This window comes from Micromonospora sp. NPDC049004 (genome assembly GCF_040649315.1).
Taxonomy (GTDB): Bacteria; Actinomycetota; Actinomycetes; order Mycobacteriales; family Micromonosporaceae; genus Micromonospora.
Map to the genome: position 1 here is coordinate 1 of NZ_JBEZFG010000018.1, position 23,041 is coordinate 23,041.

The window sequence follows — 23,041 nt, forward strand, 5'->3', positions numbered from 1 at the left end:
GCCGGCGATGGCGCCGCCGGTGAAGGCGAGGCCGGCAGCGGTCAGGGCGGTCTTACGGATCAGATCGGTACGCATGATGGCGTGCTCCTCTGCATCGGGGGGATACGCGCCGACACACGAACGGGGGTGCGTGTGTCGGGGCGGGAAAGTTCACGGGGGGACGTGGCCTGGCGGCCCCGGCGGGGGGCCTGCGCGGGGGTGTCCCGGAGGGTGGTGCAACGACCCGGGGGCGGCGAGGCATTCCACCAACACGGCTTGCCCGGGGGCGGCCGGTGGTGCTCGGCCGTGCGGGGGTGTAACCGTGCCGGCCGGGCGGGTGTTCCCGGCGGGCTGTCACACGGACCTGCGGTGGTGCTTGGCGGTGCGGGGGGTGTAACCGTGGCGGCCGGGTGGGTGTTCCCGGCGGCTGCGGTGCGCCGCTAGCTCGAAGGTCGCGGCGGCATGCCAGGTATAACGACCCCGGCGGGTCACCGATTCCGCCGTCAGAGTGCCCCCGGCCACAGGACGCCCAGGCCGCAACGGTACAAAACGCCTGCCGGAAACGGACATCCACCACCACCCGCCGGTTGATCGACTCGACTTCGCTGAAGTCGGGGTATCCGCACGCCCGGGACACCCCGACATCGCCGAACCCGAGTCGATCAACCCCGCACGGAAGCTGCGGACCTGCACCCGGCCGGATGATCGCGCTCGATCCAGGAAACAGGGCCCTCACCACGCGGGCAAGGCCACTACAACCAGGATCGAGCACGATCATGCGGGCCGGCCGGATTGTGCCTGGCGATCACCACGGCCAGCCGGATGGATCGGGTGGGACCGCGTGGATCGCCGCGGGTGGCTACGCGCTGGGCGTCGCCTCCGCACTGTGGGTCGCTTACGCGCCGGGCGTCGCCTCCGCGCTGTGGATCGCTTCCGCGCTGTGGGTCCCACCCGCGCTGGGCGTCGCCTCCGCACTGTGGATCGCCTCCGCGCTGGGCGTCGCCTCCGCGCTGGGGGTCACCTCGGCGTTGTCGTCGGCCTTTGGGCCCTTGTCGAGGGCGGCCAGGATCGCCTCGGCGGTGCGGCGACCCACCCCGGGCACTTCGGTGATCTCTTCGACGGTCGCCGTGGAAAGTCGCTTCAGCGAGCCGAAGTGCCGCAGCAGCGCCTTGCGGCGTACCTCGCCCAGGCCGGGGACGTTGTCCAGCGCCGACTCGGTCATCCGCTTCGAGCGACGCTGGCGGTGGAACGTGATGGCGAAGCGGTGTGCCTCGTCGCGGACCCGTTGCAGCAGGTAGAGACCCTCCGAGGTGCGCGGAAGGATGACCGGGAACTCGTCGTCGGGGAGCCACACCTCCTCCAGCCGCTTGGCGAGGCCGCACAGCGCGACGTCGTCGATGCCCAGATCGGCCAGGGCCTGGGCGGCCGCCGCGACCTGCGGGGCGCCGCCGTCGACGACCACCAGCTGCGGCGGGTACGCGAATTTCCGCGGCCGGCCGGTGGTCGGGTCGACCAGGATGCCGACTTGTGGATCGGTGGCGCCTCCGGGCGCGGTCGGGTCGTCGGCCGACTCCACGCCCACTTCGCCCGTCTCGGCCCGCGCGTCGAGGTAGCGGGCGAAGCGGCGGCGCAGCACCTCGGACATGGCGGACAGGTCGTCGGTGGCACCCCGCACGATGAACCGCCGGTACTCACTCTTGCGGGGCAGCCCGTCCTCGAAGACCACCATGCTGGCGACCACGTCGGTGCCCTGGATCTGGGAGATGTCGAAGCACTCGATGCGCAGCGGTGAGGTGCGCATGTCGAGCGCCTCGCTGATCTCGTCCAGCGCCTTGCCCCGGGTGGTCAGGTCGCCGGCTCGCTTGAGCTTGTGCCGGGCCAGCGCGTCCTTGGCGTTGCGCTCCACCGTCTCCATGAGGGTGCGCTTGTCGCCGCGCTGCGGCACGCGCAGCGACACCCGGCTGCCCCGGTGGCTGCTGAGCCACTCGGCCAGCGCGTCGGCGTCGGCGGGCAACTCGGGCACCAGCAGTTCGCGGGGTACGTCGGCTTCGCCGTGCTCGCCGCCGTACACCTGGGTGCAGAAGTGGTGCACGAGGTCGCCGGTGGTCAGGTCCTCGGTCTTCTCCACCACCCAGCCGCGCTGGCCGCGGACCCGGCCGTCGCGGACGTGGAAGACCTGTACGGCCGCCTCGAGCGGGTCGTCGGCGAACGCGACCACGTCGGCGTCGGTGCCGTCGCCGAGGACCACGGTCTGCTTCTCCATGGCCCGGCGCAGGGCTGCGACGTCGTCGCGCAGCCGGGCGGCCCGCTCGAACTCCAGCTGCTCGCTCGCCTCGGTCATCTCGCGCTCGATCTTGCGGACCATGGTGTCGGTGCGCCCGGCCATGAAGTCGCAGAAGTCGTCGACGATGGCACGGTGCTCGTCGGCGGAGACCGTGCCGACGCACGGCGCCGAGCACTTGCCGATGTAGCCCAGCAGGCAGGGACGACCCACCTGGCCGGCCCGCTTGAACACACCGGCCGAGCAGGTGCGCGCGGGGAACACCCGCAGCAGCAGGTCGAGGGTCTCCCGGATGGCCCAGGCATGCGAGTACGGGCCGAAGTAGCGCACACCCTTGCGCTTCGCGCCGCGCATCACCTGGAGTCGCGGGTACTCCTCGTCGAGGGTGACGGCGAGATAGGGGTACGACTTGTCGTCGCGGTAGCGGACGTTGAACCGGGGGTCGTACTGCTTGATCCAGGTGAACTCCTGCTGGAGCGCCTCGACCTCGGTGCCGACGGTGATCCAGTCCACCGATTCGGCGGTGGTGACCATCTGCCGGGTGCGCTCGTGCAGGTTCCACACGTCGCCGAAGTAGGAGTTGAGCCGGCTGCGCAGGTTTTTCGCCTTGCCGACGTAGATCACCCGGCCGGTGCCGTCGCGGAAGCGGTAGACCCCCGGTGACTCCGGGATCGTGCCGGGTGCGGGACGGTAGGTCGAGGGGTCAGCCACGTCGACAAGCCTAGTCCGCACCCCCGACACACCACGCCGAGCGCTAGATCAACTCAGCGTGCGGGGAAGTCGGGGCGTCGACGGGCGCCGGACTCCCCGACTTCCCCGAACGCGAGTCGATCGAGTGGTCAGGCGAGGGAGATCTGGTCCCCGGTCACCTTGATGTCCTTCGGCGGCAGCGGCTTGGTGGCCGGGCCGGCCTTCACCGAGCCGTCCTCGATCGAGAACTTGCTGCCGTGGCAGGTGCAGTTGATCGTGCCGCCGTCGACGTTCGTCACCGGGCAGTTCTGGTGCGTACAGATCGGGCTGAAGCCCTTGAACTGACCCGCCGAGGGCTGGGTGATCACCACGCCCTCGGCGGCGAGGACCTTGCCGCCGCCGACCGGAATGTCGGCGGTGGTGGCCAGCGACTGGGCGTTCTGCCGATCACCGCCGCCGGCGTCCCCGGTGCTGGGCACCGCCGGGCCGCCACTGGTGGGGGCCCCGCTGCCACCGCCGTCGTCGTCACTGCCGCAGGCCGCCAGGACGACTGCCGCGCCGACGGCCCCGACACCGGTGAGCAGGGCCCGACGGGTCTGCGTACCCGGATCGGTCAGCGCCTGATCGTCGCTCATGCCTCGCCTCTCTCTCGCCCACTGCGCCGGTCCGAAAGCCGGCCACACCTGTGCACACGGGCAACTGTGCCGGATGGTTCACGGCGGCACAGTGCCGACCCGGGAAATGGGACGAGGGACGAGGACCGCGTCGAAACCGCGCCGGCCCCGAGAGCACGGCGGTGGACGCGTCGAACGCACAGCCGCGCCCGGTCCACCCCCGGCTCTGCCGGAGCAGGGGTGGACCGACGCCGCCGTGGACGGCCCAGGTCAGCGCGCGCCGGCCGGCACCTTGCGGCTGGCCCGCGTCTTGGTGGTGCCGTTGGCCTTGGCGGCGCGGGTGGTGGCCGCCGCCGCGCCCTTGGCCTCACCGTCGAGCTTGAGCACTTGGCGCAGGAACTGGCCGGTGTGGCTCTCGGGCACCTCGGCGACCTCCTCCGGGGTGCCGGTGGCGAGCACCATGCCACCCCGGTGACCGCCCTCCGGACCCATGTCGATCAGCCAGTCGGCCGTCTTGATCACATCGAGGTTGTGCTCGATGGTGATCACCGTGTTGCCCTTGTCGACCAGGCCCTCCAGCACCATCAGCAGCTTGCGGATGTCCTCGAAGTGCAGGCCGGTGGTCGGCTCGTCGAGCACGTAGACCGTCCGCCCGGTGGAGCGCTTCTGCAGCTCGGAGGCCAGCTTGACCCGCTGCGCCTCACCACCGGAGAGGGTCGGCGCGGGCTGCCCGAGGCGGACGTAGCCCAGGCCGACGTCAACGAGCGTCTTGAGGTGCCGGTGGATGGCCGGGATGGCGGAGAAGAACTCGGCGGCCTCCTCGATCGGCATCTCCAGCACGTCCGAGACGGTCTTGCCCTTGTAGTGCACCTCCAGGGTCTCCCGGTTGTACCGGGCGCCCTTGCAGACCTCGCAGGGGACGTACACGTCGGGCAGGAAGTTCATCTCGATCTTGATGGTGCCGTCGCCGGAGCACGCCTCGCAGCGGCCGCCCTTGACGTTGAACGAGAACCGGCCCGGCCCGTACCCCCGGACCTTGGCCTCGGTGGTCTCGGCGAAGAGCTTGCGGACGTGGTCCCAGACCCCGGTGTAGGTGGCCGGGTTGGAGCGCGGGGTCCGGCCGATCGGCGACTGGTCCACGCCGACGACCTTGTCGACGTGCTCCAGACCGGAGACCCGGGTGTGCCGGCCGGGCACCAGCCGGGCGCCGTTGATCTGGTTGGCCAGCACGGCGTACAGGATGTCGTTGACAAGCGTCGACTTGCCCGAGCCGCTGACCCCGGTGACCGCGATGAGCTGGCCCAGCGGGAACGAGACGCTCAGGTTGCGCAGGTTGTGTTCGCGCGCGCCGTGCACCACCAGCTCGCGGGCCGGATCCTGCGGGCGGCGGCCCGTCGGTGTCGGGATCGACCGGCGACCGGACAGGTACGCACCGGTGATCGACTCCTTGTTCTTCAGCAGAGCCGGCACCGAGCCGCTGTGCACGATCTTGCCGCCGTGCTCGCCGGCGCCGGGCCCGATGTCGACGATCCAGTCGGCGACGCGGATGGTGTCCTCGTCGTGCTCCACCACGATCAGCGTGTTGCCCAGACCGCGCAGCCGGATCAGGGTCTCGATCAGCCGGTGGTTGTCGCGCTGGTGCAACCCGATCGACGGCTCGTCCAGCACGTAGAGCACGCCGACCAGGCCGGAGCCGATCTGGGTGGCCAACCGGATGCGCTGCGCCTCGCCGCCGGAGAGCGTGCCGGCCGGCCGGTCCAGCGAGAGGTAGTCCAGGCCGACGTCGAGCAGGAACCGCAGCCGGGCGTTGATCTCCTTGAGGACGCGCTCGGCGATCATCTTCTGCCGGTCGGTCAGCTCGATGCCGGCGAGCAGGTCGGCGCACTCCCCCACCGACAGGTTGCAGACCTCGGCGATGCTCTTGCCGGCGAGGGTGACGGCGAGCACCTCGGGCTTGAGCCGGGCGCCGCCGCAGGCCGCGCACGGCACGTCGCGCATGTAGCCCTCGTACTTGTCGCGGGACCACTCGGACTCGGTGTCCGAGTGCCGGCGCTCGATCCACTGCACCACGCCCTCGAAGCCGGTGTAGTAGGAGCGCTCGCGACCGTACTTGTTGCGGTAGCGCACGTGCACCTGGTCGTCGGAGCCGTGCAGGATCGTCTTCTGCGCCCGCGCCGGCAACGCCCGCCACGGGGTGTCGACGTCGAAGTGCTGGGCCTCGCCGAGCGCCTCCAACAGGCGCAGGAAGTATTCCAGGTTGTGCCCGGTGGACCAGGGCTGGATGGCGCCCTCGCGCAGGCTGCGCTCCGGGTCCGGGACCAGCAGCTCCGGGTCGACCTCCTTCTTGGTGCCCAGGCCGGTGCACTCCGGGCAGGCGCCGTACGGCGCGTTGAAGGAGAAGACCCGGGGCTCGAGATCCTCGATGGCCAGCGGGTGGTCGTTGGGGCAGGCCAGGTGCTCGGAGTAGCGGCGCTCCCGGTCCGGGTCGTCCTCCGGCAGGTCGACGAAGTCGAGCAGGACGAGGCCGCTGGACAGGCCCAGGGCGGCCTCGACCGAGTCGGTCAGCCGCTGCTTGGCGCTCGGCTTGACGGTGAGCCGGTCGATCACCACCTCGATGGTGTGCTTCTCCTGCTTCTTGAGCTTCGGCGGCTCGGTCAGCGGGTGCACCACACCGTCGACGCGGGCGCGGGCGTAGCCCTTGGCCTGCAGCTCGGCGAAGAGGTCGACGTACTCGCCCTTGCGACCGCGGATCACCGGCGCGAGCACCATGAACTTGGTGCCCTCGGCCATGGCGAGGACCCGGTCGACGATCTGCTGCGGGCTCTGCCGGGAGATCCGCTCGCCGCAGACCGGGCAGTGCGGCTCACCGATGCGGGCGAAGAGCAGGCGCAGGTAGTCGTAGACCTCGGTGATGGTGCCGACTGTCGAGCGCGGGTTGCGCGAGGTGGACTTCTGGTCGATCGAGACGGCCGGGCTCAGGCCCTCGATGAAGTCGACGTCGGGCTTGTCCATCTGGCCGAGGAACTGCCGGGCGTACGAGGAGAGCGACTCCACGTAGCGCCGCTGCCCCTCGGCGAAGATCGTGTCGAAGGCCAGGCTCGACTTGCCCGACCCGGACAGCCCGGTGAACACGATGAGAGCGTCCCGGGGCAGGTCGAGACTGACGTCACGCAGGTTGTGCTCGCGCGCGCCACGGATGATCAGTCGGTCGGCCACAGTGCGTGTACTCCCGGGAGAAGACGAAGCGAAGGATCTGTCCCGCTCTGGGTGGATTCGAGCGGCCGTGCGGGCGCGGAAAACACGCCTCGGCAACTCTAGCCCCGAGGTGTGACAGTTTCCCCCGCCCGCACATTCCCCCAGCTCAGCCCGGTCGGCCGCACCACGCGCGAGCCTCCGTCAGTACCCGCCGGGCGACGGCGGCCGGGCCGCCCTGCGCCGCGCCGAACGCCACCCGCCGCGCCGCTCGGCGGCCAGCCGCGCCTCACGCCGCCGGCTCTCGTGGGTGACCTCCGACTGCAGACGCCGCCAGCTCTCCCACCGGCGCGTGGACAGCTCGCCGGTCCGCAACGCGTCGTGGACCGCGCAGGCCGGTTCACCGTCGTGCCGACAGTCGGCGTACCGACAGCCCTCGGCCAGCCCCGCGATGTCGGCGAACGCCCGGTCCAGCCCGGCCACGCCGTCGAGCAGGCCGACCGCCCGCACGCCGGGTGTGTCGATCACGGCGCCCCCGTTCGGGATCGGCACCAGGGCCCGCCAGGTGGTGGTGTGCCGGCCCTTGCCGTCGACCCGACGGATCGCCTGCGTCGGCATCATCACCGCGCCGGCGAGCGCGTTGACCAGGCTCGACTTGCCCGCGCCGGACGGCCCGAGCAGCCCCAGCGTGCGACCCGGCGCGACCTCGGCGCGCAGCGGGTCCAGCCCGGTGCCGCGCTCGGCGCTGACCGGCAGCACCGGCACACCGGGGGCGATCACGGCGAGCTGGCGGGCCAGCGCATCCGGGTCGGCCGCGAGGTCGGCCTTCGTCAGCACCACGAGCGGCCGGGCCCCGGACTCGTGGACCAGGGACAGCAGCCGCTCGATGCGGCCGACGTCCGGCTCCGGGTGCACCGGCTCCACCACGGCGGCGGCGTCGAGGTTGGCGGCCAGCACCTGGCCGCTGGCGTCCTTGCCGGCGGTACGGCGGATCAGCGCGGCCCGCCGGGGCAGCACGGCCGCCACGGTGATCCGGCGGTCCGGCCAGTGCGTGAGCAGCACCCAGTCCCCCGCGCAGGGCAGTGCCGAAGGGTCCTGGGCGGCGGCGGCCAGCACGGAGGGGCCGAGGCTGGCCCGGACCGGGCCGGCGGCGGTGAGCACGGTGCAGACCCCCCGGTCCACCCGGGCCACCCGGCCGGGGTGGTGCTCGCCGCGCCGGCCGGCGTACGTCGCCCGGTCGGCGTCCCAGCCGAGGGCGGTCAGATCGATAGTCATGGCATCCTCATCGGTGTCGAGCTGGTGATGGCGGAACACGCGTGTCACGTCCGGCATGAACACCACCTCCGTCCGACGTCCCGGTGCCGCTTGTGAGCCCGACGGTAGGGCGCGCGACGACGCGCCGAAAGCGATTTCCGCGACGACGGCGCGGCGCGGGGCGGCTAGGGTCGACGCGTGACCACGGATCCGCTGCCGCCTCAGGGCGCGGCGGACGACACCACCACCCGACCGCCGCGTACCGGCGACGGCCTGGGCGGCGGGCACCGACGCCGGCGCAGGCCGGTCGCCTGTCGCGCTCCTCGACGACCCGCGGCGCACCGCACACCGGTCCGCCGGGACGCTCGCGGCCGTGCCGGTCGAGGCGTGGACCACGCTCGCCGTCAACCCCGACGGACCCCTGCCTACTTCACCGGAACGGATCTGGACACGTCATGACCTACAGCGGAGATGTCACCCACGGCGGCCCGCCGGCGGTACGGGAGTTGGACGGGCTCACCATCAGCAAGCTGTCGGTGGGCCCGATGGACAACAACGCGTACCTGCTGCGCTGCACCGGCACCGGCGACCAGGTGTTGATCGACGCCGCCAACGAGGCGCCCCGGCTGCTGGAGCTGATCGGCGACGGCGGTCTGGCCGCCGTGGTGACCACACACCAGCACATGGACCACTGGGTGGCGTTGGAGGAGGTGGTCGCCAAGACCGGCGCGCGGGCGCTCGTGCACGCCGACGACGCGGCGGGGCTGCCGATCGAGGCGGAGCGGTTGGCCGACGGCGACACCGTGGCGGTCGGTGACTGCGCGCTGGAGGTCATCCACATCAAGGGCCACACGCCGGGTTCGATCGCGCTGCTCTACCGCGACCCGGCCGGTACCGCCCACCTGTTCACCGGCGACAGCCTTTTCCCCGGCGGCGTCGGCAACACGGACAAGGACCCGCAGCGCTTCGCCGCGCTGATCGACGACGTCGAGCACAAGCTGTTCGACCAGCTGCCGGACGACACCTGGTTCTACCCCGGCCACGGCAAGGACAGCACCCTGGGAGCAGAACGCCCAGCCCTCCCCCAGTGGCGAGCCCGAGGCTGGTAACCCCGAGCGATGATCACCCAACGCTGACCGATCACCACTGAAGATCCAACCCACCGGCGGACGGCGGCACCACCGGACGAACCGCCCCCGCACCGCAACCACGGCTCAACCAGCAAGAGCGGAGAACCGCCGCCGCGCCCCCACCAACACGACGAACGCCAGCGCCAGCCCCACCCCCATGGTCACCAGCAGCGGGCTCGGCGCCCCCGGCAGCAGCCCGGCCAGCGATCGCGACGCGGTGCCCAGCGCCAGGTAGAGACCGGCCCAGGCCGCCGCGCCGAGGGTCGCGCAGCCGAGGAACCGGCGGTACGACATCCGCAGCCCGCCGGCGGCCAGCGGCAGCAGCGCGTTGAACACCGGCAGGAACGGCGCGACAACCATCATCCGGCCACCGCCGTGGTTGAGGATTCCCTCCGCCGCGCTCCAGCGCGCCTCACCGATCCAGCTCCCGATCCGGCTGTGGCGCAGCCGTTCGGCGTAGCGGCGACCGACCAGGAAACTCAGCGACCAGCCGGCCAGGCAGCCGGCCAGCACCGCGGCGAAGGTGGCCAGCCCGGTGGCCGGGCGGCCCACCCCGACGGCGGCCAGGATTGCCACGTCGCCGGGGATCAGCACACCCAGCAACGGTACGGCGTCGAAGAGCATGACCAGCCCGAGCGCGCCCATCAGCACGAGGATGGGCAGTTCTCCGACCTGGGCCAGCCATTGCGTCATGCCTCGTACGCTATGGCCGCCGGACCACGGTGGACATCAGGTCGCAGCCCCCAGGGTCCCCTGGTATCGGCCTCGGGGTCGCCCCTGAGGGAGCCCGCGCGTCAAGCGGGTCGCAGCACCTGCACCCGGCGCAGCGACGAGTCCACCGACGGCTCGGTGGTGGGCACCGGATAGTCGGTCAGCAGCCGCAGCCCGTCCTCGGGCAGGTGCTCCCGGCCGGGGTCCCCGATGAGCACCTCGGCGCCGGAGGCGACGGCCCGTCGTAGGAACGGCAGCATCCTCTCGGCCATCGGGCGGCTGTAGAAGACGTCCCCGGCGACCACCAGGTCCGCGTCGACGCCGACGTTGTCGAGCAGGTCGTCCCCGCTGGCGTCGACGGTGACCCGGTTGGCGCGCGCGTTGACGGTGATGGCCGCCACGGCGTACGGGTCGATGTCGTTGGCGACGACGTCGGCGGCGCCGGCCAGCGCGGCGGCGATGGCCACCAGACCCGAGCCGGCGGCGAGGTCGAGGACGCGGCGTCCGGCGGCCAGCTCCGGGTGGTCCAGCAGATGTCGGGCCAGGGCCTGGCCGCCGGCCCAGGCGGAGGCCCAGAACGGCGGTGGCAGAGCGTGACCGGCGAGCGCCTCCATCCGGGCCCACCAGACGATCGCGTCCTCGGCGAGGTGCAGCCGCACCTCCGGGACGAACGGGGTGGGCACCAGGTGGAGCCGGTCCAGGCCGGTTCCGGGCGCGTCGATCTCGCGCTCCAGCTCGGACAGCGCGGTGGCTGCGGCACCCCTCATCGCCGCAAGCATGCCGTAGCGGAGGGTGGTCGGGGCGGCTTTCGCGTGCCGGCGCGCACAGAGTTCATCTGAGTTCGAGTAAACACCTACGGCACTTCGGCCGGCAGATCGGGGTTTCGCCCGTTACTGTCGAACAGGTACGGGCGACCATCGGCCACGGGCCGGTGGTCCGCCGCTTTGAACAGGGAGAGATGCATGGCAACCGGCACGGTTAAGTGGTTCAACTCGGAAAAGGGCTTCGGCTTCATCGAGCAGGATGGTGGAGGGCCGGACGTGTTCGTCCACTACTCCGCCATCGCGACGAGCGGTTACCGGGAGCTCAACGAGGGCCAGAAGGTCGAGTTCGAGGTGACCCAGGGGCAGAAGGGCCCGCAGGCGGACAACGTCCGCCCGATGTAGCTCCGTGCCGGTGACGGCGGTCGGTTCCCGGCCGCCGTCGCAGTGCACTCAAGACGCTGCCGGGGCGGCGGGCAGGTCCCGCCGCCACCGGAGCGGTCCAACCAGCAGGATCAGCGGGGTGATCGCCAACCAGGCGGTCATCACGCCGATTGCCGTGCCGACGCCGTAGCGGGCGCCGAGGGCTCCGGCCAGCACGGCCGCCAGCGGGATGGCACCGAAGTTGAGCAGGTGCATGCTCACCGTCACGCGGCCGAGCAGGTGGTGCGGCGTGTACGTCTGCCGGAACGCGCCCTTGACCACGTTGCCGATGGCCACTCCGAGGCCGATCAGCACGCCACCGAGGGCCGGCCAGACCAGCCCGACGCCGGGTGCGGCCAGCGGGATGAGCAGGGCGGGCGGGCCGGTGAGCGCTGCCCCGATCAGCATGGCGCGCGCGGTGCCACACCGGCGGGCCAGGGCGGTGGCGAGCAGCGCGCCGATGATCCCCCCGACGCTCATCACGCCGACCAACACGCCCACCAGGCCGGGTGCGAGCCGCAGCTCACGCACCAGGAACACCACCAGGACCGCCTGGTAGCCGGTCAGACCGATGTTGCTGGCCGCGCCGAAGACCGTCAGCACCCGCAGGTACGGGTCGCGAATGACGAAGCGCAGTCCCTCGCCGATGTCCCGCCGCAGCGAGCGGGACCGGTCCGGCCGGTCGGGGCGCGGCTCGGCGGTGCGGATGCGCAACAGGAGGACCGCCGAGAACAGGAACGTGAGCGCGTCCAGCAGCAACGCGGCGACCGCCCCGGTGACCTGGGCGATCAGGCCCGCGATGCCGGGCCCGACGACGTAGCTCACGGTCTGCGTGGCCTGTAGTTTCGCGTTTCCCTCGGGCAGTTGCTCGGGCCGCAGCAGCACCGGCAGGTAGACCTGGTCGGCGGTCTCGAAGAAGACCCGCGCGGTGCCGGCGCCGAGCGCCACCAGCAGCAACTGCGCGACGGTGAGGCGGCCCAGGGCGGCGGCCACCGGCACGCTGAGGAAGGCCAGGGCGCAGAGCAGGTCGCAGATGACCATCAGGGGCCGGCGTGGCAGCCGGTCCACCCACGCGCCGGCCGGGAGGCCGATCAGCAGCCAGGGCAGCCAGGCCGCGGCGGTGAGGACCGCCACCTGGAAGGTGCCGGCGTCGAGCACGGCGACCGCCACCAGGGGCAGCGCGACGGTGGTGACGTTGCTGCCGATGCTGCTGACCGTCTGCCCGGCCCAGAGCAGGCGGAAGTCGCGGTGCCGCAGCAGCCCGCCGGCCGGTCGGACCGGGCTCGGATCGGTGCGGGTGGCCGCGGTCACGGCCGGGCCGGTACGCCGTGGACGAACACGAACACGGGTTGCCGTTCGCGGCCGTCGTCGGGCAGTGGCCGGGCGGCCCAGCGATCCAGCAGGCCGATCATCTCGCGGCTCAGCTCGTCCAGTTCCTCGGGCGTGAGGTGCAGCCACTTGTCCGTCGAGAACGGCGCGTCGGCCCAGGCGGCCTGCGCCGACTCGTCGCTGGCGTGCCAGGCGCGGGCCAGCGCGACGTGCCGGTCCAGGTTGAGTGAGGTGGCGGCGTCGGCGACGGCCCGGGCCGCCGGGTCGGCGTCGAAGTCGGTGGTGGACCAGCGCACTCCCCGGCTGACGAGCTGCCACCACCGTTCACGGCGGTCCCGGGCCAGCTCGGGAGCCTCGGTGACGAGGTCGGCGGCGGCGAGCACCTTGAGGTGGTGGCTGATGTTGGCGGGGGCCTGGTCGGTGCGCTCGGCGAGCAGCCCGACGGTCGACGGGCCGTGCACCTTGAGCACGTCCATCAGTCGACGGCGCAGGGGGTGGGCCATGGCGGCCAGGACTCGCGAGTCGGTGACCAGGCGTACGTCGGGGTTCTCCACGAGACCCAGCATCACATCCGCAACAGCTATTGCGCAACCGCTATTGCTCAACAGCCGTTGCGGATGCCCCGAAGAGAGGCGGCCCGGTGGGGACGGGCCGCCTCCGACTCAGGCGACGAGCCGGCGGGCCAGCTCGTCGGCGACCTCCTTGGCGAGGCTCGACGGGATCGCGTCGGCGATGGCCTGCGGGGTGAGCACCCGGAGCACCTCCGTGGCGAGCGCCGGCACGTCGACCGCCGGCCGCCCGGCGGCGGCGAGGAGCGCGGCCAGCGGAGAGTTCGGCGCCGGGCCATCGACCACGCCCGGCGAGTTCGGCGCGGACACGAGCCAATTCCGCAGGTTCGACAGGTCCGCCAGGACGTCGTCGACGGTGCGCTGCGGGCGGCCCGTGTCCCGCTTGAGTCGGTCGCTGAGTTCCATCTCTGGGTCCTCCATGGGTGGGGTCGGGGCGACCTCGATGAGGCCGATGCTGGTCAGGTAGCGGCGGAACAGTGGCCGCTGGTCGCGACCGGCCTTGATGGCGTCGCGGAAGAAGCTGAAGTGGGTGTGCCAGCGGTGCGAGCTGTCGCCGCTGGTGCGCTTGCCGAGGCGGTCCCACCGCTTCACCGTCGTGCCGTCGGGGCTGTAGATGATCTCGCGGATGTCCCGGGTGTCCGCAGCGTTCGCGGCGCACTGGCCCACACACCAGAGCGAGAAGCTGGGCAGGGTGTGCGTACGTCCGCCGGAACGGACCGAGAAGCCGCCGACGTCGAGCGCCGCCGCGTCGAGGGTCAGGCCGTTGCGGTCCCGCGACGACTCCACCACGGAGTAGTCGTTGGTCACCACCCGGTCCGATCCGCAGTGGTAGCCGCCCCGGTGGGCCGGGTCGCCGACGATCCCGACCTCCGCCGGTTCCAGGTCGGCGTCGCGGACGGTTTTCGGGTCGACGTTGAGGTGGGTGAGAAGGAGACTTCGGACGGCCAACAGGTTCGCCGGAGCCCGGGTCATGGGGCCCCCCTTCCAATTGACGGGGGCCGGGCACGACGTCACACCGCGTACGCGGTGCTGGGCTTCAGGCGAGCCCGGCCTACTGGTGCACGGCGCCGGGCGTTGACCCAACCATAGCCCGCAAAAAATATGAATGCCCAGCTCAGAGGGGGTCTGTTCGTTTCAGATGCTGCGCGGGGCAGTGTGGACGATCGGCAGCCACAGCGCCGAGGGGTGCGCCGGATCATGCAGGACCTGCCGCCAGCCGGCACGCAGCGTCACGGCCGTGCCGAGGGGTTCGCCGCTGCCCGGGTTGCGCGCCCAGCGCGGGTGGGCGCCGCCGGCGACCTGAACGCGTAGTCGGTGCCCGGCCGCGAACCGGTACGCGGTCGGCCAGAGCGGCACCGATACCCGCAGCGCCCCGGACCCGTCGGCGGCGAACCGTCCGGGCGCGACCCGGACCAGTCCGTCGCACACGTTGACCGAGCGCCCGCGCCGGTCCACATCGCACAGTCGGACGTAGACGTCCAGGTACGCGAGCTCGCTACGGACGTGGATCTCCGCGCGTACGGCGCCGATCACCTCGACCGCTTCGGTGAGCGGAGCGCTGGTGTACGTCAGGACGTCGGGTCGGGCCTCGACGTGCCGGTTGTCCACCGGACCGGCCCGCTTGGCGACCAACAGGGGGCCACCGAGCGACGGGGTGGGGTCGGCCGGGTCGTACCGGAACTCGTCCGGCGCCGAGGGGTTCGGCGGGCGGGTCGCCAGCTCGCCGCCGGCGTGCAGGTGCCACGGGGTGTCGGTGGCCGGTGGCGGCCAGTCCGGCAGGTCCCGCCAGCCGCCGTCGGCACCGCCCACGTGCAACCGGACCGGCGCCCCGCCGGACCCCTCGGTGGGCGGCCGCCCGTCGGCGGCGGACCCGGCCAGGTGCTCGTCCAGCCAGATCAGCCCCTCGCGCAGCGCGGCGACGAAGAGGCCGGGGCTGCCGTGCGTCCACGGGCCGATCACCAGCCGCGGCCGGGCGCCCGCGGCGCGCAGGGTGGCGTGGTCGTCGAGCTGGGCCGGCAGGAAGATGTCGTGCCAGCCGGTGACCATGACCACGGGTGCGCGCACCCGGACCACCCGGTCGGCGAAGACCCGGCTCTTCCAGTACGCGGCGTCGGGATCGTGGTGGCGCAGCCACTCCTGGAAGAAGGGAATCGTGACGCCGGTGGCGACCCGGTCCGCTCCGGCCAGCGGCAGGTGGTCCAGCGCGGCCGCCAGGCGGGGCTGCCCGCGCTTGAGTTCCCACTGGCGGGCCAGCCTCGGCACGGTCTGGGCGTGCAGCAGCTCGGCCCAGGTGAGCACGGTGTCCAAGGCGAACGACTCCCCCGCGTACGTCGAGTCCCGGGTGGACGACGCGGTCACCACCGCGACCATCGCACGCAGGTCCTCGCCGGCGTCGGCGGCCAGCGCCCACTGGGCGAAGCCCTGGTAGCTGACGCCGAACATGCCGAGCGCCCCGGACCACCAGGGCTGGCGGCGCAGCCAGTTGAGGGTGTCCACCCCGTCGTCGCGCTCGTGCACCAGCGGGGCGAACGTGCCACCGGAGCCGCCGGTACCCCGGCAGGACTGGATCACCGCGTGTCGACCGCGCGCCGCGAGCAACCGGCCGAGCAGCCGCAACGGCCCGCCCCGCCCGTACGGGGTGCGGATCAACACGGTCGGCGCGGACCGGTCCCCCGGGGCGTAGTGGTCGGTCCGCAGCACGACGCCGTCACGCGCCCGGACCGGGATGTCGCGGGTGACCCGCACCGGGACGGGACGCACGGCGGGCAGCCGCAGCGCGGCGGCGGCGAGACGGGCGACGAGCCGGCCCGGCACGCTCAGGCCGTCGTCCGGCGGGACGGCTCGGGCCGGGTGGCGCGGACGGCGTCGCGGTGCCCCCGCAGCGCCTCGCCCATCTCCGCCAGGAACCGGTGCACCACCTCCAGCTCGTCCTCGCTGAAGCGGTCCATCACCGTGTCGGTGCGGGCGCCCAGCGGCCGGAAGAACTCCATGGCCAGCGCGGCGCCCTGGTCGGCGTAGTGCAGCAGCACCTTGCGCCGGTCGACGGTGTCCCGGTCCCGGCGGATGTGCCCGGCCCGTTCCAGCCGGTCGATCAGGGCGGTGACCGAGCCGGACGACAGGTTGAGCTGCTCGCCGAGGCGGCCAGGGGTGATCGGGTCACCGAACATCTCGGCGTCCATGACCGCGATCAGCGCGTTCAGGTCGGTCGGGTTGAGCCCGTGCAGGTTGGCGAAGGCGTGGCCGACCTGCTGGGCGTCCACCGAGTACCGCCGGAGGTTGTTGGTGATCTCCGCGACCAGCTGGTCGCGGCGCGTGTCGCGCCGCCGGTACATGCCGTGAGTCGCCACCTCGCGCCGTTTCCCCCCGTCGTCGGTCCCGGGTTGCCGGTCCCGGGTTGCAGCATAGAACAACCGCCGATAATCTCGCTTATCAAGATACTCGACTCTCGAAGGATTTTAGGGGTCCCCGATGTCTTTCTTCACCAGGGTCGCGCGCGGGCGGCTGGCCGCCTGGCTCACCGTGGCCGCCGCGCTCGTCGTCGGCGCGGTCGTCTTCGGGATACCCCGACCGGACAACCCGGCACCCGTCTCGTCCACCGGCCTGTCGGTGCAGTGGGAGTCGACCCAGGTGCAGCGCCTGCAGGACCAGCTGCCCTCCAGCGACGTCCAGCCGGCCATCGTGGTCGTCAGCCGCAGCGACGGCGGCGCGCTGAGCGAGGCCGACCGGGCCACCCTCGCCGCCCGCTCCGGCGACCTGGGTCGCTTCGCGGTCGGTGGTCAGGTCAGCCCCGCGCAGGTCTCCCCGGACGGCACCGTCGCGCTCGTCGCCGTGCCGTTGGACACCGCCGGGGGTCAGGAGAAGGTCACCGAGAGCGTCACCCAGCTGCGCGACACGCTCGGGGACCTGCCCGACGGGCTGGCCGTCGAGGTCACCGGCTCCCCCGCCTTCACCGCCGACCTGTCGTCGGTCTTCGAGGGCGCCGACGTCACCCTGCTCGCGGTGACCGCCGCCGTTGTCGCGTTGCTGCTGCTGATCACGTACCGCAGCCCGTTCCTGTGGATCGTGCCGCTGGTCGTGGTCGCGGCCACCGAACAGCTCACCCTGCGCGCGGTGGACACGATCGTGCCGGCCGTCGGCATCAACCTCCAGCAGGGCCAGGTCACCGGCATCGCCAGCGTGCTGGTCTTCGGTGCCGCCACCGACTACGCGCTGCTGCTCATCGCCCGCTACCGGGAGGAACTGCGGCGCGAGGAGAACCGCTTCGCGGCGATGCGCGCCGCGCTGCGGCGTACCGCCGAGCCCATCCTGGCCAGCGGCGGCACCGTGGTGCTCGGTGTGCTCACCCTGCTGCTCAGCGAGCAGGAGACGAACCGGGCGCTGGCCGTGGCCTGCGCCACAGGTGTGGTCTTCGCCATGCTCTCGGCCCTGTTCGTGCTCCCCGCCGTGCTGGTGCTCTTCGGTCGCGGCCTGTTCTGGCCGTTCGTACCCCGGGTCGGCGGCCCGGTGCGCGAGGGCCGGCTCTGGGGTCGGCTCGGCGGCGCCGTGCAACGCCGTCCGGTGGTGGTCGCGGTGTTGGCCACCATGCTGCTCGGGGGCCTGGCCCTCGGTGGGCTGGGGATCCGCACCGGCCTGTCCGAGACCGAGCAGTTCCGGGCCGAGCCCGAGGCGGTGACCGGCGCGCAGACCCTGGCGCGGGCGTTCCCCGCCGGCAGCACCCAACCGGTGGCCGTGCTCACCACCCCGGCGGCGGTGCGGTCGGTCACCGATGCCGCCACCGCCGTCCCCGGCGTCGCCTCGGCGCGTCCCGGCGACGCCGGCGAGGCCGTCGCCCAGGTCGACGTGGTGCTGGAGGCCGAGCCCGGCACGACCGCCTCGGACCGCACGATCGAGGCGCTGCGCGACGCGGTAGCCGCCGTTCCCGACTCCGCTCCCCCGGCCGCCGCGGGTGCCGACGCGCCCGACGGGGCGATCGTCGGTGGTTCGGTGGCCGCCACGTACGACTCCGAGCAGGCCAACGACCGTGACCTGCGGCTGATCCTGCCGATCATCCTGCTGCTCGTCGGCGCCGTGCTGGTGCTGCTGCTGCGGGGTCTGCTGGCACCGGTGCTGCTGGTGCTGACCGTGATCGCGTCGTTCTTCGCCAGCCTCGGCGCGGCGTGGCTGCTCTTCGACCACGTGCTCGGCTTCCCGGCGCTCGACAGCGGCGTGCTGCTGCTGGCCTTCGTGTTCCTGGTCGCCCTCGGCGTGGACTACAACATCTTCCTGGTCACCCGCGCCCGGGAGGACGCCCGCAGCGCGGGCACCCGCGACGGGATGCTGTCCGCGTTGCGGGTCACCGGAGGTGTGATCACCAGCGCCGGTGTGCTGCTCGCCGCGGTGTTCGCCGTGCTCGGCGTGCTGCCGCTGATCACGCTCACGCAGATCGGCATCATCGTCTGCATCGGCGTCCTGCTGGACACCCTGCTGGTCCGTACGGTGCTGGTGCCGGCGCTGGCGTTCCTGCTCGGGGACCGCTTCTGGTGGCCGGGCCGCGTCGAGGCCGACCCGGGCGTCGACGCCCCGGCGACGCGGGAGCCGGTGGCCGCCGGCGACTGACGCGCACGGAAGAGGGGCGGGGGCCACCCCCGCCCCTCTTCCTGGTTTTCAGTACCCCAGGCAGACGCACTCGGTCATCAACGCCCGCACGTTGCGCACGTACGACGGGTTGGGGATGGCGAGGGGCTTGCCCTCCTGCGCCACCGCCCCGTGCCCGAAGTTGTACGCGGAGATGACGGCGTTGAGCAGGCAGGAGTCGAGCTCCGCGGTGCACAGGTCCGCGTCGAGGCGGAAGTCGGACTCGAAGTACATGTCGCCGATGTACTTGGTCAGCCAGGCCAGGTAGTTGGCCCCCAGGTACGCGTTGTCCCGGTAGTCGGCGATGGCGTAGCTCTGCTCGAACCGCTGGTTCATCCAGGTGGCGGTGGCCGGCATCACCTGCATCAGCCCGACGCCGCCGTCGCAGGCGTAGATGTTGGACTGCCAGCCGCTCTCCTGCCAGGCGGTCGCCTTGACCAGGTTGAGCGGGATCTTGAGCTCCGGGGCCGAGCTGGGCCAGTAGGTGCGGTTGGCGGCGTCGGTGAGCGCCGCCTTCACGTCGGCGCGGCTCGCCTGGGTGCCCTTGTAGCTGGGCTTGCAGGACGAGGGGGCGGGCTTCGGTGGCGCCGGCGGAACCTGCGTCTCGGTGGGCGGCTTGGCGACCGCGCGCGGCTTCGGGGCCGCCGTCGTGCGGGTCGGCTTCTTCGCGGGCGTCGGGGAGGCCGAGGCGCTGCGGCTCGGGGCGGCGCCCATCGCCGCCACGGCGCTCGGCGAGGGGCTCGGTTCCTCGACCGGCTCGTCGACCGGCTCGTCGGTCGGCGCCTCGGTGACCGAGACCGGAGCCGCGGCCTGGTCCTGGGGGCGTTGCCCCTTGCCCGCGCAACCGACCGCCCCGCCCGCGAGCAGCAGGCCGGCGAGCACGAGCGCGCCCAGCCGACCGGTTCGTTGACGCATGGTGGTCCTCCCCCGTCAGACAGTCGCCGCAGATTAGCAAGGTTCGACGGGCCGGCGGTGCCCCTTCGACGGTCGGGCGTGACCTACCGGCCGCTCCCGGTTTCCCACCGCCCGGTCCCTGGTGGCCCAGGCGACCAGGAACACCACAGTCCACAGCACACCCAGCAGCACCGCCGCCGCCGTACCGCTCGCCGTCTCCAGACCGAGGTAGAGCCGTGCCGCCGCCACCCCCAGCACGCCCGCGGCGGCGGCCGTCCACGCGGCCACCGCCACCGGCCACCGCGCGCTGCGCGACACCAGCCACGCCAGGGTGCACAGGCTCGCCGCGACCACGGCGTTCTGCGTCGAGAACGGAACGGCCTCGTGCCCACCCGGACCGCCACCGGGCGTCGAGGTCAACTCGGCCACCACGGCCAGCACCACCAGTGGCACGAACGCGCCCACGGTGCCGACCACACTGAGCAGATCCGTGCGCCACGGCCGGTTCCGCCACGCCAGCACCGCCGCCACCACTGCCACCAGCACGATCAGCACCCACCCGCGTACCAGCGACACCACGACAAGTGTGGCGTCGGCGGCATCCGGGGTGCGGCGGGCGGTGAACCAGGCCCCGATGGCCCCGTCGAGCGCCGCCAGCCCGCTGTTGCGCACCACGACAGCGAGCAGACCGGCGATGGCCAGCCCGGCGGCGAAGAGCAGCAGCAGCCCGGCGGCCAGGTTGAGCAGCAGCGTCCAGGCCGGCCCGATCCGCATGGCCACCAGGAAGAACAGCACGCCGTAACGGGCGCTGAGCCAGCGCACCGGCGGCAGCGCGGCGGCCCGGGACAGCAGCGCGCGTACCGGGTCGGGGTTGCGGCCGAGCCACCGCCCGGCGAGCACCACCCCCAGCAGCCCCGCCAGCAACGCCAGTGCCGCGCCGGTGGCACGGCCGAGCAGTCGCGAGACCGTGTCGTACGACTCACCGGCGAGGTGGCCGAGCAGCACCGAACCGCCGACCCAGGTGACGATGCCGGCCAGGTTCCACGGCGCGAACCGCCGGTACGACATGCCTGCGGATCCGGCCAGCCGGGGCACCAGGGTGCGGGCGAAGGCCACCCAGCGCGCCGCGAGCACGCCCCTGCCGCCCAGGCGGGCGAGCATCGCGTCGGCCCGGCGCCACCGCTCGGGCCCGACCCGGTGGCCCAGCCCGGCACGCAGCTTCGGGCCGAAGCGCCGCCCGGCGCGGAACGCCAGCGCGTCACCCACGAACGCCGAGACGATCATCGCGAGCAGCGCCGGTCCGAGCCGCAAGGTACCGTTGTAGGTGAGGAAGCCGACGAGCAGCAGGGTAGCCTCACCCGGCACCAGCAGGCCGAAGATCACCGCGGTCTCGCCCGCCACGATCAGCGCGGCGACCAGGTAGATCCACAGGGTGGGCAGACCCTGCACCCAGGTCAGCAGGTCGTGCACTCAGGCCCCCGGGACACGGGAGCCAGCATGCCAGCCGGTGCAACGACCGGCACAGCAGTTTCACCATAGATCAGGGGCACCTGGGGGTGACCCCGACGCAGCCTGCGCGAGCGCAGGCGGAAGGATAGAGGGTATGCAGCTTCGCACCGACCTCCGCAACGTCGCCATCATCGCTCACGTCGACCACGGCAAGACCACCCTGGTCGACGCCATGTTGCGGCAGGCCGGCGCCTACGGTGCCCGTGGCGAGAACACCGAACGGGTGATGGACTCGGGTGACCTGGAGCGGGAGAAGGGCATCACGATCCTGGCCAAGAACACCGGCGTGCGCTACCTGCCGGCGGACGGCTCCGACCCGGTCACCATCAACATCATCGACACCCCCGGCCACGCCGACTTCGGCGGCGAGGTCGAGCGCGGCCTGACCATGGTCGACGGTGTCGTCCTGCTGGTCGACGCCAGCGAGGGCCCGCTTCCGCAGACCCGCTTCGTGCTGCGCAAGGCGCTGCGCGCCCGGATGCCGATCATCCTCGTGATCAACAAGGTGGACCGTCCCGACGCTCGGATCAAGGAGGTCGTGGACGACACCTACGAGCTCTTCCTCGACCTGGACGCCGACGAGGAGCAGATCGACTTCCCGATCGTGTACGCCTGCGCCCGGGACGGCATCGCCTCGCTGACCCAGCCCGCCGACGGCTCGGTCCCCGACGACAGCACCTCCCTGGAGCCGCTGTTCCGCACCCTGCTGGACACCATCCCGGCCCCCGCGTACGAGGATGGCGCTCCGCTTCAGGCGCACGTCACCAACCTCGACGCCTCGCCGTTCCTCGGCCGGCTGGCCCTGTGCCGGGTGCGTCAGGGCACGATCAGCAAGGGCCAGACGGTGGCCTGGTGCCGCACCGACGGCAGCACCCAGCGGGTTCGCATCTCCGAGATGCTGATGACCGAGGGCCTGGAGCGCAAGCCGGCCGAGACGGCCGGTCCGGGCGACATCATCGCGGTCGCCGGCATCTCCGACATCATGATCGGTGAGACCCTCGCCGACGCGGAGAACCCGGTAGCTCTGCCGCTGATCACCGTCGACGAGCCGGCCATCTCGATGACGATCGGCACCAACACGTCCCCGCTGGTGGGCCGGGTCAAGGGCTCCAAGGTCACCGCGCGCATGGTCAAGGACCGGCTCGACAAGGAGCTGATCGGCAACGTGTCGCTGCGGGTGCTGCCCACCGAGCGGCCGGACGCCTGGGAGGTGCAGGGCCGTGGTGAGCTGGCGCTGGCCATCCTGGTCGAGCAGATGCGCCGGGAGAGCTACGAGCTGACCGTCGGCAAGCCGCAGGTCGTCACCAAGGAGATCGACGGCAAGACCTGCGAGCCGGTCGAGCGGTTGACCATCGACGCCCCGGAGGAGTACCTGGGCGCGATCACCCAGCTCCTCGCGACCCGCAAGGGCCGGATGGAGCAGCTGGTCAACCACGGCACCGGCTGGATCCGGATGGAGTGGCTGGTCCCGGCGCGCGGCCTGATCGGCTTCCGCACCGAGTTCCTCACCGACACCCGGGGCACCGGCATCCTGCACCACGTCTTCGAGTCGTACGAGCCGTGGTTCGGTGAGCTGCGGACCCGCAACAACGGCTCGCTGGTCGCCGACCGGGCCGGCGCGGTCACCGCCTTCGCGATGATCAACCTGCAGGAGCGCGGCCAGCTGTTCGTCGACCCCACCACCGAGGTGTACGAGGGCATGATCGTCGGGGAGAACTCGCGCTCCGACGACATGGACGTCAACATCACCAAGGAGAAGAAGCTCACCAACATGCGGGCCTCGACCTCCGACGAGACCGAGAAGCTGATCCCGCCGCGCAAGCTCTCGCTGGAGCAGGCGCTGGAGTTCTGCCGCGAGGACGAGTGCGTCGAGGTCACCCCGACCGCGGTGCGCATCCGCAAGGTGGTGCTCGACCAGCAGCAGCGCGGTCGGGCCGCCGCCCGCCGCAAGCACGCCGGCTGACCTTCACACCAGCACCCGGCACCGGGCGCGGGGGGGCCGATGGGCCCCCGCACCCCAACCCGGAGCCGGGGCGGGTCAGCGGCGCCCCCCCCCCCCCGAGGAAGACGGTGAACACCGAGAAAACGGCGG

At 72.3% G+C, this 23,041-nt stretch carries 17 protein-coding genes; 4 read left to right on the forward strand and 13 right to left on the reverse strand.

Annotated elements, in window-relative coordinates:
* Positions 1 to 874: 874 nt before the first annotated feature.
* The 4 genes from uvrC to rsgA all read right to left on the reverse strand — a co-directional run bounded on the left by uvrC (position 875) and on the right by rsgA (position 8,031).
* The gene (gene uvrC, locus AB0B97_RS31820) at positions 875 to 2,971 is read right to left on the reverse strand and encodes an excinuclease ABC subunit UvrC (RefSeq protein ID WP_357498945.1); all 2,097 of its coding nucleotides are present in this window, start codon (positions 2,969 to 2,971) and stop codon (positions 875 to 877) included.
* Positions 2,972 to 3,099: 128 nt separating this feature from the next.
* Positions 3,100 to 3,585, reverse strand: coding sequence for a Rieske (2Fe-2S) protein (locus tag AB0B97_RS31825; protein WP_234584509.1), 486 nt, complete (start codon positions 3,583 to 3,585; stop codon positions 3,100 to 3,102).
* A gap of 249 nt (positions 3,586 to 3,834) precedes the next feature.
* On the reverse strand, positions 3,835 to 6,780 hold the full coding sequence (gene uvrA / locus AB0B97_RS31830) for an excinuclease ABC subunit UvrA (RefSeq protein ID WP_357498947.1): 2,946 nt from the start codon (positions 6,778 to 6,780) through the stop codon (positions 3,835 to 3,837).
* A 180-nt stretch (positions 6,781 to 6,960) separates the two neighbouring features.
* Positions 6,961 to 8,031 carry a ribosome small subunit-dependent GTPase A gene (gene rsgA, locus AB0B97_RS31835; protein WP_357498949.1) on the reverse strand — a complete coding sequence of 357 codons (1,071 nt, stop codon included), beginning with the start codon at positions 8,029 to 8,031 and terminating at the stop codon, positions 6,961 to 6,963.
* A 434-nt stretch (positions 8,032 to 8,465) separates the two neighbouring features.
* Between rsgA and AB0B97_RS31840 the strand changes: the two genes are divergently transcribed.
* Positions 8,466 to 9,119, forward strand: coding sequence for an MBL fold metallo-hydrolase (locus AB0B97_RS31840; RefSeq protein ID WP_234584512.1), 654 nt, complete (start codon positions 8,466 to 8,468; stop codon positions 9,117 to 9,119).
* Between the two features lie 105 nt (positions 9,120 to 9,224).
* On the opposite strand, the gene AB0B97_RS31845 is transcribed toward AB0B97_RS31840, so the two are convergent.
* Both AB0B97_RS31845 and AB0B97_RS31850 read right to left on the reverse strand, forming a co-directional pair.
* On the reverse strand, positions 9,225 to 9,833 hold the full coding sequence (locus tag AB0B97_RS31845; protein WP_357498952.1) for a VTT domain-containing protein: 609 nt from the start codon (positions 9,831 to 9,833) through the stop codon (positions 9,225 to 9,227).
* 101 nt (positions 9,834 to 9,934) lie between these two features.
* Positions 9,935 to 10,618, reverse strand: a complete 684-nt coding sequence (locus tag AB0B97_RS31850; protein ID WP_308195369.1) for a 50S ribosomal protein L11 methyltransferase — start codon at positions 10,616 to 10,618, stop codon at positions 9,935 to 9,937.
* A gap of 195 nt (positions 10,619 to 10,813) precedes the next feature.
* On the opposite strand from AB0B97_RS31850, the gene AB0B97_RS31855 reads away from it, so the two are divergent.
* Positions 10,814 to 11,017: a cold-shock protein gene (locus AB0B97_RS31855; RefSeq protein WP_007072071.1), complete on the forward strand. Its 204-nt coding sequence runs from the start codon at positions 10,814 to 10,816 to the stop codon at positions 11,015 to 11,017.
* 48 nt (positions 11,018 to 11,065) lie between these two features.
* Here the strand turns inward: AB0B97_RS31855 and AB0B97_RS31860 are convergent, their stop codons facing one another.
* From AB0B97_RS31860 to AB0B97_RS31880, 5 genes are all read right to left on the reverse strand, one after another.
* On the reverse strand, positions 11,066 to 12,346 hold the full coding sequence (locus AB0B97_RS31860; protein WP_357498955.1) for an MFS transporter: 1,281 nt from the start codon (positions 12,344 to 12,346) through the stop codon (positions 11,066 to 11,068).
* Entirely contained in the window at positions 12,343 to 12,918 is a 576-nt protein-coding gene (locus AB0B97_RS31865; RefSeq protein ID WP_357498957.1) for a metalloregulator ArsR/SmtB family transcription factor, read from the reverse strand. The genes AB0B97_RS31860 and AB0B97_RS31865 overlap by 4 nt, the downstream gene beginning before the upstream one ends.
* A 108-nt stretch (positions 12,919 to 13,026) precedes the next feature.
* Positions 13,027 to 13,905, reverse strand: coding sequence for a hypothetical protein (locus tag AB0B97_RS31870; protein WP_357498959.1), 879 nt, complete (start codon positions 13,903 to 13,905; stop codon positions 13,027 to 13,029).
* 162 nt (positions 13,906 to 14,067) lie between these two features.
* The gene (locus AB0B97_RS31875) at positions 14,068 to 15,693 is read right to left on the reverse strand and encodes a CocE/NonD family hydrolase (RefSeq protein WP_357499014.1); all 1,626 of its coding nucleotides are present in this window, start codon (positions 15,691 to 15,693) and stop codon (positions 14,068 to 14,070) included.
* 56 nt (positions 15,694 to 15,749) lie between these two features.
* Positions 15,750 to 16,265: a MarR family transcriptional regulator gene (locus tag AB0B97_RS31880; protein WP_234584518.1), complete on the reverse strand. Its 516-nt coding sequence runs from the start codon at positions 16,263 to 16,265 to the stop codon at positions 15,750 to 15,752.
* Between the two features lie 136 nt (positions 16,266 to 16,401).
* Between AB0B97_RS31880 and AB0B97_RS31885 the strand changes: the two genes are divergently transcribed.
* Positions 16,402 to 18,528: an efflux RND transporter permease subunit gene (locus tag AB0B97_RS31885; RefSeq protein ID WP_357498962.1), complete on the forward strand. Its 2,127-nt coding sequence runs from the start codon at positions 16,402 to 16,404 to the stop codon at positions 18,526 to 18,528.
* Positions 18,529 to 18,576: 48 nt separating this feature from the next.
* On the opposite strand, the gene AB0B97_RS31890 is transcribed toward AB0B97_RS31885, so the two are convergent.
* On the reverse strand, positions 18,577 to 19,461 hold the full coding sequence (locus AB0B97_RS31890; RefSeq protein WP_234584520.1) for a lytic transglycosylase domain-containing protein: 885 nt from the start codon (positions 19,459 to 19,461) through the stop codon (positions 18,577 to 18,579).
* A 33-nt stretch (positions 19,462 to 19,494) separates the two neighbouring features.
* Positions 19,495 to 20,910 (reverse strand): DedA family protein, encoded by a 1,416-nt coding sequence (locus AB0B97_RS31895; protein WP_357498964.1) that lies wholly within the window; start codon positions 20,908 to 20,910, stop codon positions 19,495 to 19,497.
* Positions 20,911 to 21,043: 133 nt separating this feature from the next.
* Here AB0B97_RS31895 and typA point away from each other — a divergent pair, with 133 nt between their 5' ends.
* Positions 21,044 to 22,912, forward strand: coding sequence for a translational GTPase TypA (gene typA / locus AB0B97_RS31900; RefSeq protein WP_234584522.1), 1,869 nt, complete (start codon positions 21,044 to 21,046; stop codon positions 22,910 to 22,912).
* The last annotated feature ends 129 nt before the right edge of the window (positions 22,913 to 23,041 follow it).